We start from the raw sequence: 8,469 nt of genomic DNA, 5'->3' as shown, positions 1-8,469 counted from the left end.
GTTTAACTCAGAAGCTGGGGTAGGAAGTCCTTTGCAGTATGTGATAGTAGCCATTGATTCGACCTCTCAATGTTCGTCTTATTTTATATCACCTCAGTCAACTCTCTCCGGATAGAACCTTACCAATAAATGGGCAACAATAGGTAGATGTGTCAAGGGTTTTGGTTACAGTTACTCACCCCTATGACTAGACTGACGTTCTAGAGACGCGCCATGGCAGGTCTCTACACTCAAAACTCGTCTTGTGTCAAAATTAACCTTAAGAAATTCTTTGGTGCGTCCCCTATGTTGGTGCAAACGTCTGCTGCTGTTATCCCGTTCCTGGGATCGGAAATTCAGGCATCCTACAAAGCGTCACGAGTGGTTATTTTGCCAATTCCCTACGAGGCAACCACAACCTATCGTAAAGGTACAGAAAATGGACCTGATGCGCTCTTGGAGGCGTCAATCCAGCTCGAATACTACGATGATGAGTTGGAACGGGAGATTTGTAAAGACGCTAGGATTTATACTCACGGCGCGATCGCAGATACCAAAGGCGGACAACGGATTTCTGCCCAAACCATGCTGAGAGAGACTCGCGACACCATATCTGGGCTTATCGATGATAGTAAATTTGTAATTGCGATCGGGGGTGAACATAGCATTACCACGGGAATTGTAGACGCCTACCGCCAAAGGAGTAGCGAACCCTTTACCGTAGTGCAAATAGACGCCCACGGAGATTTACGCCACGAATACGAAGGCTCAATTTATAACCACGCCTGTGTGATGCGTCGGATAGTGGATATGGGATTACCAACATTACCCGTCGCCATTCGGAGTCTTTGTCAAGAAGAAGCCGACTTAATTAAACAAAAATCTATCCCCGTAATTTGGGCGCGACACATTGCCCAAAATCCCCACTGGATAGACGACGCGATCGCGACTATCCCAACAGAGCGAGTATTTATTACCATTGACTTAGATGGCATTGATCCGGCTTTAATGCCAGGGGTTGGCACTCCTGAACCGGGTGGGCTGAATTGGTATGCACTCCTAACCTTTTTGCGACGATTGTTTGAAACCCATCAGGTCATCGGTTGCGATGTAATGGAGTTAGCTCCCGTGGTTGATTCAGTGGTCTCCCAATTTAGTGCCGCTAAACTGGTTTACAAACTCATCGGCTATCAAACTCTGGCACAAAGGTAGTAGCGATGGCTGAAATTCACTGCCTGATCCAGGATGATCGGCAAAGGGGAACGGGAAAAAGGAAAGTACGAACACATTGTCAAACACACACCGTAACACGATATGAGTCTGAAGGAAAAACACAGCACACCCATTGGCAGTTATGCTCCAGATTTTGAGCTTTTAGGCACTGATAAGGATGTTCATCACCTATCCCGGTATCTGGAAAAGTGGCGAGGAGTGGTGGTAATTTTCTTGAGTAATAACTGTCCTGACTCTGCCGCTTATGTAGACAGACTCAAACAACTGCAAACCCGATTTAGGGAACAGGGATTTATCCTGATTGGCATTAACTCCAACGATGCTAACCAATCTCCCGAAGATAGTTTTAGTCAGATGCAGCAGTTTGCCAGTAGTAGAGGGTTGAATTTTCCTTACCTGTGGGACCCAACTCAGGACGTGGCACAAGGATTTGGCGCTTCAAAAACCCCAGAAGCCTTTGTTATTGATGGACAGGGAGTCTTGCGCTACAGGGGTCAAATTGACGATAATAGCCAACATCCCGAAGCCGTCAACGAAGCTTACGTCAAGAATGCGATCGCCGCGTTACTGGCTGGGGAAACCATCTCACCCCAATCAACTCCCACCTTGGGTAGTCCGCTAGTATGGCGTCGCTAGTGATCGCAGAGAGCCAGAGCAGCGGAGGAGCTAGGGAGAATCAGTATTTGAAGCCACCTGACACCAGCAATAGTTAACTGGAACTCGTGAATACCATAAGAATTTGTATTTTAGTCTGTCAGAATTATCGGTAGACTGTTATCGTATGGGCAAGGCAATAGTCAAGAAAGAAAGAGTCGTAGCATGGGGATGAAATACCGACGGGTTTTACTAAAAGTGAGCGGTGAAGCCTTGATGGGCAAACTGAGCTACGGCATTGATCCAGGAGTCGTTCAGGACATCGCTGCTGAAATAGCCGAAGTCGTGGCAAGTGGCATCCAAATGGCAATCGTTGTCGGTGGTGGCAACATTTTTCGCGGTTTAAAAGCGGCTGCTGGCGGAATGGATCGGGCAACGGGTGATTATATTGGTATGATTGCCACAGTCATGAATGCCATGACTCTACAAGATGCCTTAGAGCAAATGGGAATACCTACCCGTGTGCAAACCGCGATCGCGATGCAAGAAGTGGCAGAACCCTATATCCGTCGCCGTGCCATTCGTCACCTGGAAAAAGGGCGAGTGGTAATTTTTGGCGCAGGTTCGGGGAATCCCTTTTTCACCACGGACACGACAGCAGCTTTGCGAGCCGCCGAAATTGATGCGGAGGTGATCTTTAAAGCCACGAAAGTCGATGGGATTTATGATTGTGATCCCCAGCTAAATCCCCAGGCTCGCCGCTATAATACGCTGTCCTATAATTATGTCCTAGCTCAGGATCTGCGGGTGATGGATAGTACCGCGATCGCCTTGTGTAAGGAAAATGATATCCCAATTATGGTATTTGATTTGACAGGGCGGGGGAATATCCGCCGTGCTGTTCAAGGAGAATCTGTCGGAACAATTGTGGGAGGTTTTTGTGAAGTTAGCTGACGCTGAAAGCCAAATGAAGAAAGCCGTTGAAGCAACGCAACGGGGTTTCAATACCATTCGTACCGGTCGGGCGAATGCCAGTCTGTTGGATCGAGTAATGGTGGAATACTATGGTAGTCCCACCCCGCTGAAGTCTCTGGCAAGCATTAATACGCCAGATGCTACCACGATTACGATTCAACCCTATGACAAGAGTACGCTGACTCTGATTGAAAAATCGATTTCTTTATCGGATATTGGCTTAACCCCCAATAATGACGGTCAAGTCGTGCGACTGAATATTCCTCCCTTAACGAGTGAACGCCGCCAAGAATTTGTGAAGATGGCGGGTAAGTTAGCTGAGGAAGGGAAAGTTTCTATCCGTAATATCCGCCGTGATGCAGTTGACTCGGTTCGTAAACAGGAGAAAAATAGCGAAGTTTCTGAAGATGAAGCCCGTGATCTGCAAGACCAGATTCAGCAATTGACGGACAAGTACACGGCTAAAATTGATGACTTGTTAGCGGCTAAAGAGAAGGACATTACCACGGTTTAGAAGATTGCCGCCACATCCCATTGGGGTAAAGTTGCAGCAGTAGTGCGGGCATCTTGCCCGCTGCCGCAGTCTGATGGGGAAGATGAGGGAGATAGGGAAGGAAAGGACAAATGACGAATGACAAATGACGAATGACCAATGACCAATGACCAATGACCAATTCCTCAGTTTCTTGGTAAACTATGTCAGGGGTTCAAACTTAAACTATTACAGTAATACCTCCTAAGTGCACTCATGAGTTTCTCAATCCATAAAGCCTAATGTTTGACTGCATTATCGTTGGGGCAGGTCCTGCAGGGGGAACCGCTGCCTACCACCTCGCCAAGCGAGGGCGATCGGTACTGATTCTAGAAAAAGACTCGTTACCCCGATATAAGCCCTGTAGTGGTGGTGTGTCTCCAAGCGTGCAACAGTGGTTTGATTTTGATCTGGCTCCTGCGATCGCACTCAATGTCAGCCGAGTTCGCTACACCTGGCAAATGGATGATCCGGTGGAGGTCAATCTCAAAAAACAAAAACCCGTCTGGATGGTACAACGGGATGTTTTTGACCAGTATTTGATTGAACAGGCAAAAGAGCAAGGCGCTCAACTGCAAGACCAAACCACTGTAACAGGTATTGAATTTAAAGGCGATCGCTGGCAGGTTAACACAACCCGTGAACCTCTAGAAGCCCGGTATCTAATTGCGGCGGATGGTGCTAATGGTTCCATGGCAAAATGGTTAGGCTTTAAAGATCGTCCCCAACGGATGGCGGTGACGCTAGAAGCCCCCAATCCCGCCCCCACCAGCAGTGACCCCACCATCCATTTTGACTTTGGGCAAGTGAAAAATGGCTACATCTGGAATTTTCCCAAAACCGATAGCTATTCGGTTAGTGTGGGGACGTTTAAGGGGAATGACAAGCAGGATTTACAAAAGATAGGCACGAAGTATATTCAGCAACTCAATGTTGATCCCAAACTCTGTCAAGTTCACAGTCATCCAATGTGTTTGTGGGATGGGAACCAAAAGTTACACGGGCAAAACGCGCTATTAGTTGGTGATACCGCTTGTTTGGCTGATCCGTTTACGGCTGAAGGTATTCGTCCTTCTATCTATAGTGGTGTCAAAGCAGCAGAGGCAATTGATGCGGCTTTAGGCGGTCAAACCAACGCACTAACCCAGTATACCCAGGTGATTCAGGACGAATGGGGTAACGAGATGGTTTGGGCGAAACGTTTAGCTGGTGCCTTCTATGGTTTTCCAAAAATTGGCTATAAGGTAGGCGTGAAGCGACCTTCAGCGACTCTGATTATGCTGCAAATTTTATGCGGGGAATTGAAGTATTCAGAGGTGGCAGGTTTTGCTCTTAAACGTTTGAGTGGCGGATTCTTCTCACGATAGAGTATTTGTCATTTGTCATTCGTCATTTGTGGAAATATACCGTAGTAGGGTGGGTTGAGCGAAGTCGAAACCCACCAAAATTAAAAATCTCACGGATCACTTGACCGTGAGATTTCGTTACCTCGAAAAAGTTTTATGAGAAAAGTCCGGCTAAGTTATGCAAATCTCTATCTTGAGAGGCTGCATATCTTAGGAAGTGAAGCGTTAGCTTAGAGAAGCGCGACTGCGATCATAGCTAGTCCGGAAACCAGAATTGGGTTTGCCTTGAATCGAATCCCAGTGGCTGATGTTATCAACATCTAAACCGACTTCGTTAGCTGCTCGATTGAGCATCGATTGTTGCCTGTTCTTGACGGCGTGGTGATGACGCATCATTAAGGCTCTGGCTTGTTCTTGAGTAGACATTTGTTGATTCTCCGATTGCTTTAGTGAGATTTGATTGAGTTTTTTCTGCTTAGAACTTTAAAACATTGTTTAGCTTAGGGAAGCACGGCTGCGATCATAGCTAGTCCGGAAACCAGAATTGGGTTTGCCTTGAATTAAATCCCAATAGTTGACGTTATCAACATCGAAACCGACTTCATTAGCTGCTCGATTGAGCATCGATTGTTGTCTATTCTTGACGGCGTGATGATGACGCATCATTAAGGCTCTAGCTTGTTCTTGAGTAGACATTTGTGTATCCTCCGATTGCTTTAGTGATATTTCACTGAATTTTTCCTTACAAAATAACTATAACAGGAATTTTCTGTAACAATCACTACAGAATGGCTTTATTTACGAATCTTAATGTTATAGTTTTGAAACATAACCGCCTGAAACAGACAAGTTGTCTGATCACTAAGACAAAGTAAGCTAGATCACAGCCAAGGATGCGAAGATTGGGAAAAAACTCTTCGCTCTATATAAGTAGGGGCTACTGAATAAGTCTTGTGGTGGGGAGAGGCAATAGGGAACAGGCAATAGGCAACAGTAAAGATTTGATACCTACGCTCAAGGACATAGTTTTGAATTATAATTCCTTATCTCCCCCAGCTATCCCCAGCTTCCCCAGCTCCCCCAGCTTCCCCAGCTTCCCCAGCTCCCCCAGCTTCCCCAGCTCCCCCAGCTTCCCCAGCTCCCCCAGCTCCTCTCCTCTTGTCTACTCCTCTGGAGAAGATGGCTCAGATTCAGGCAGAATACGAACACGGGCAAATTTGAGTCCTGTGATTCCTTGCAATTTTTCCACCGTGCTGGATTCGATATGGGAATCCACCCAACCTTCACGGGCGAGGTAGCGTAAGTATTGTTGATATTCTGTCCACTCCGCTTGGCTGGAATAGACGATAGTCAGCATCCCTGGTTGGGTGATGCGAGTTTGGGTGGTGGCGTCTAGGGCTTTATCAATCCGTTTTTTGACGATTTCGTAGCGGGTGTCACGGGTGCTACTGCGTAAGTCGAAGATTTTTTCCGTTTGTTCGTCGTGGAAAATATCCACCGTGGTTTCCTGCACTAATACCAGATGAGTGACTTGTAAGGGTGTGTTAAAGCGATCGCGCATTTCAAAACACGTCCTCGCACAGTCACAGATAGCCCGTAGCTGTTCGTAGCGCAGACAGTGGAGATGGAATACAGTAAACTGCGAGTTAATCGAAGCCCCCGCGTAGATCATGTGATCAATACCATCAGTGAGTTCGTGATCACAGTAGTGGGGGATAATCTGCTGCATCCGCACTTGCCACCGTTCCCAGGTTTGGCGCAGTTGTTCGTTAATCTCATAAATCATCCGATCATAGCGATCGCGTGCGGTATAGATACATTCATGAGGATTGTTGCAAGCTTGTTTGTAGGCGTTTACTGCGTCAACCGCCGCGTCGCCACAGTCTTGGAAATATTCAAAATAAATTTCCAGATGATTCTTTAAGTACTTAATCGCTGTCACCTCTTCATCCACCGTCACTCCCTTGTCTAACCGTTCAATATAAGCGGACAAATCTAGACGCAATTGTTGCAACAAGGGCAGCGGTTGAGATTGGTTCGCGGCATCCACTATCGCCATTGCCAAATTAAACTGGTTGAGTAAATCGGCTTGGATTGCCCGATTTCGTTCATTCGACGAACCCCGAATATCGGAAATCCCATACATCGGATGAACATCCGTAAATACAATCGGTTCTGGAGAAAGTCCCCAACTGCGGCGTTCCGCTTCTTCCAGAAACCGCCATTCTACGGCGGGATGGATATGATTAAATTGACTTTGAGCCGCTTGACGCAGGGCGGCGGTTAAGGCGGGGATTAAGGCGCAAGCATGGTTGATATCTAAAGAATCGAAATGATCCGCCAGATCACTGGTTAACCCAACCATTCCCATTAAGTTTTGGCTGGGGGTTTCGGCGTCAGCCGCCGAAACCGATAGAGGAATCAGCAAGAGGGAACGAGTACCTTGGTTGAATAAGGCTTGCTCACATTCCGTTTGACAATGACTCTCTAAATTGGCGACAATCCAAACTTGATTCGCTTGGGCGGCGGCTTGGAAATGGGAACCTTGTAGAGAATCCCAGGTATAGACTTGGGTTTGAATCAGTTGATCATTTTCACTGGTAAACAGTTTCACTTCTTGGCGCTTCACCCGCAACAGCAGAATCTGATCAGCGCGAAACAGCGATCGCATTTTTTGATCGAACAGGCGAAATTTCTCGGAACGCAAGAGAGAGTCGCGTTCAACCAGTAGGCTAATCAGTTGTCGAATTGTTTCTTGGTGGGTAACATCTAATCCTTCCCACAAAAGCTGACCACTAACCCGATAATTCTCTAGATTTAAACGTTGTTCCCAGATAGGATTAAGGATAATTTGTCGAATCGGTTGTTGGCAGAAATCGATATCCGAAAATTCATCAAGTTCTGGATTAATCCGTTCAACCGTTAAATGTTCTGAACGCAGCCAAAATTGCACACAATGGGAGTCAGAATCGGGGGGATTATCGAGAGTCGCGATAACAGGTTCATCTAAAAAGCGCCATTGGCTATGATTAATTTTATATACATCTCGTAATATTAGTGCCAGTAAATGACGCCGATATAACTGTTCGAGGGTTTTAGCATCAACGTTTATAAATAAATCAAATAGGTAAATACCCTGGTGTTGTAAGTTCCCCGTGGGAGCATCAATCCCGATTAAGCGGCAAAAAGCATGATTGGCATAATACAGAGCGAAGTTCCCCGGCTCAACCCACGCCATCAACAGTTTGCTATGGTGCTGAAAACGAGCCAACCAATCATGATTTCCCGAATTCGCCTGATTTGTCATCGTTATGCGATCGCTAAATGTTGATTCATCCGTTACGGGTTGAGAATAGGAATTAGAGTTAGACATCGCAGGCGGGTTAACCTCCGGGGAATTGTCGGGAATGGAGTGTCGGTTTTTATGCCACATCAGGGTAAAAGGGTGATGAAACCATAAGCCGTCTTTCCATTTGATCACAGAATTTAAAACTTGACAAGTGAAGCGAAATATAGTCTTAAAATTTTGCAAAAATTTTCTCATAAATAACTTGTCATGAGTCACGCTTAAACTAAACCCCAACGAAACCCCATCGTAGGGTGGGTTAGGCGGTATTTAATTAAGCCAATAACCCTTACATTTGATATCCGCCGTAACCCACCAATCATAAAGCAAGTGCCACGCAAGTAGGGTGGGTTAGGCGGTATTTAATTGAGAAAATAACCATTAAATTTGATATCCGTCGTAACCCACCAAAGTGGAATAAATATTACGATTTAATCGGGCGCACGTCAGACGTAGGGTGAGTT

The 8,469-nt window shown here is 46.2% G+C and carries 8 protein-coding genes; 5 read left to right on the top strand and 3 right to left on the bottom strand.

The window, feature by feature from the left end; genetic code table 11:
* The first annotated feature begins 285 nt into the window (after positions 1–285).
* The 5 genes from speB (at position 286) to RIB93_RS33510 (ending at position 4,680) form a co-directional block, all read left to right on the top strand.
* Positions 286–1,191, top strand: a complete 906-nt coding sequence (speB, locus tag RIB93_RS33530) for an agmatinase (RefSeq protein ID WP_446379808.1) — start codon at positions 286–288, stop codon at positions 1,189–1,191.
* Between the two features lie 102 nt (positions 1,192–1,293).
* Positions 1,294–1,848, top strand: coding sequence for a thioredoxin family protein (locus RIB93_RS33525; protein WP_446379806.1), 555 nt, complete (start codon positions 1,294–1,296; stop codon positions 1,846–1,848).
* 183 nt (positions 1,849–2,031) lie between these two features.
* The gene (gene pyrH, locus RIB93_RS33520) at positions 2,032–2,760 is read left to right on the top strand and encodes a UMP kinase (RefSeq protein WP_446379804.1); all 729 of its coding nucleotides are present in this window, start codon (positions 2,032–2,034) and stop codon (positions 2,758–2,760) included.
* Positions 2,747–3,295 carry a ribosome recycling factor gene (frr, locus tag RIB93_RS33515; protein ID WP_446379802.1) on the top strand — a complete coding sequence of 183 codons (549 nt, stop codon included), beginning with the start codon at positions 2,747–2,749 and terminating at the stop codon, positions 3,293–3,295. Before pyrH ends, frr begins: the two co-directional genes overlap by 14 nt.
* Positions 3,296–3,555: 260 nt before the next feature.
* Entirely contained in the window at positions 3,556–4,680 is a 1,125-nt protein-coding gene (locus tag RIB93_RS33510) for a geranylgeranyl reductase family protein (RefSeq protein ID WP_446379800.1), read from the top strand.
* 204 nt (positions 4,681–4,884) lie between these two features.
* Here RIB93_RS33510 and RIB93_RS33505 read toward each other — a convergent pair whose 3' ends face one another.
* From RIB93_RS33505 to RIB93_RS33495, 3 genes are all read right to left on the bottom strand, one after another.
* Positions 4,885–5,085: a hypothetical protein gene (locus RIB93_RS33505; RefSeq protein ID WP_446341599.1), complete on the bottom strand. Its 201-nt coding sequence runs from the start codon at positions 5,083–5,085 to the stop codon at positions 4,885–4,887.
* Between the two features lie 69 nt (positions 5,086–5,154).
* Positions 5,155–5,355, bottom strand: coding sequence for a hypothetical protein (locus RIB93_RS33500; protein ID WP_446379798.1), 201 nt, complete (start codon positions 5,353–5,355; stop codon positions 5,155–5,157).
* Positions 5,356–5,821: 466 nt separating this feature from the next.
* Positions 5,822–8,203 (bottom strand): GAF domain-containing protein, encoded by a 2,382-nt coding sequence (locus RIB93_RS33495; protein WP_446379796.1) that lies wholly within the window; start codon positions 8,201–8,203, stop codon positions 5,822–5,824.
* Positions 8,204–8,469: the final 266 nt, after the last annotated feature.

Source organism: Coleofasciculus sp. D1-CHI-01 (assembly GCF_040218875.1).
Classification (GTDB): domain Bacteria; phylum Cyanobacteriota; class Cyanobacteriia; order Cyanobacteriales; family Coleofasciculaceae; genus Coleofasciculus.
This window is presented reverse-complemented; position numbering and strand designations above follow the sequence as displayed.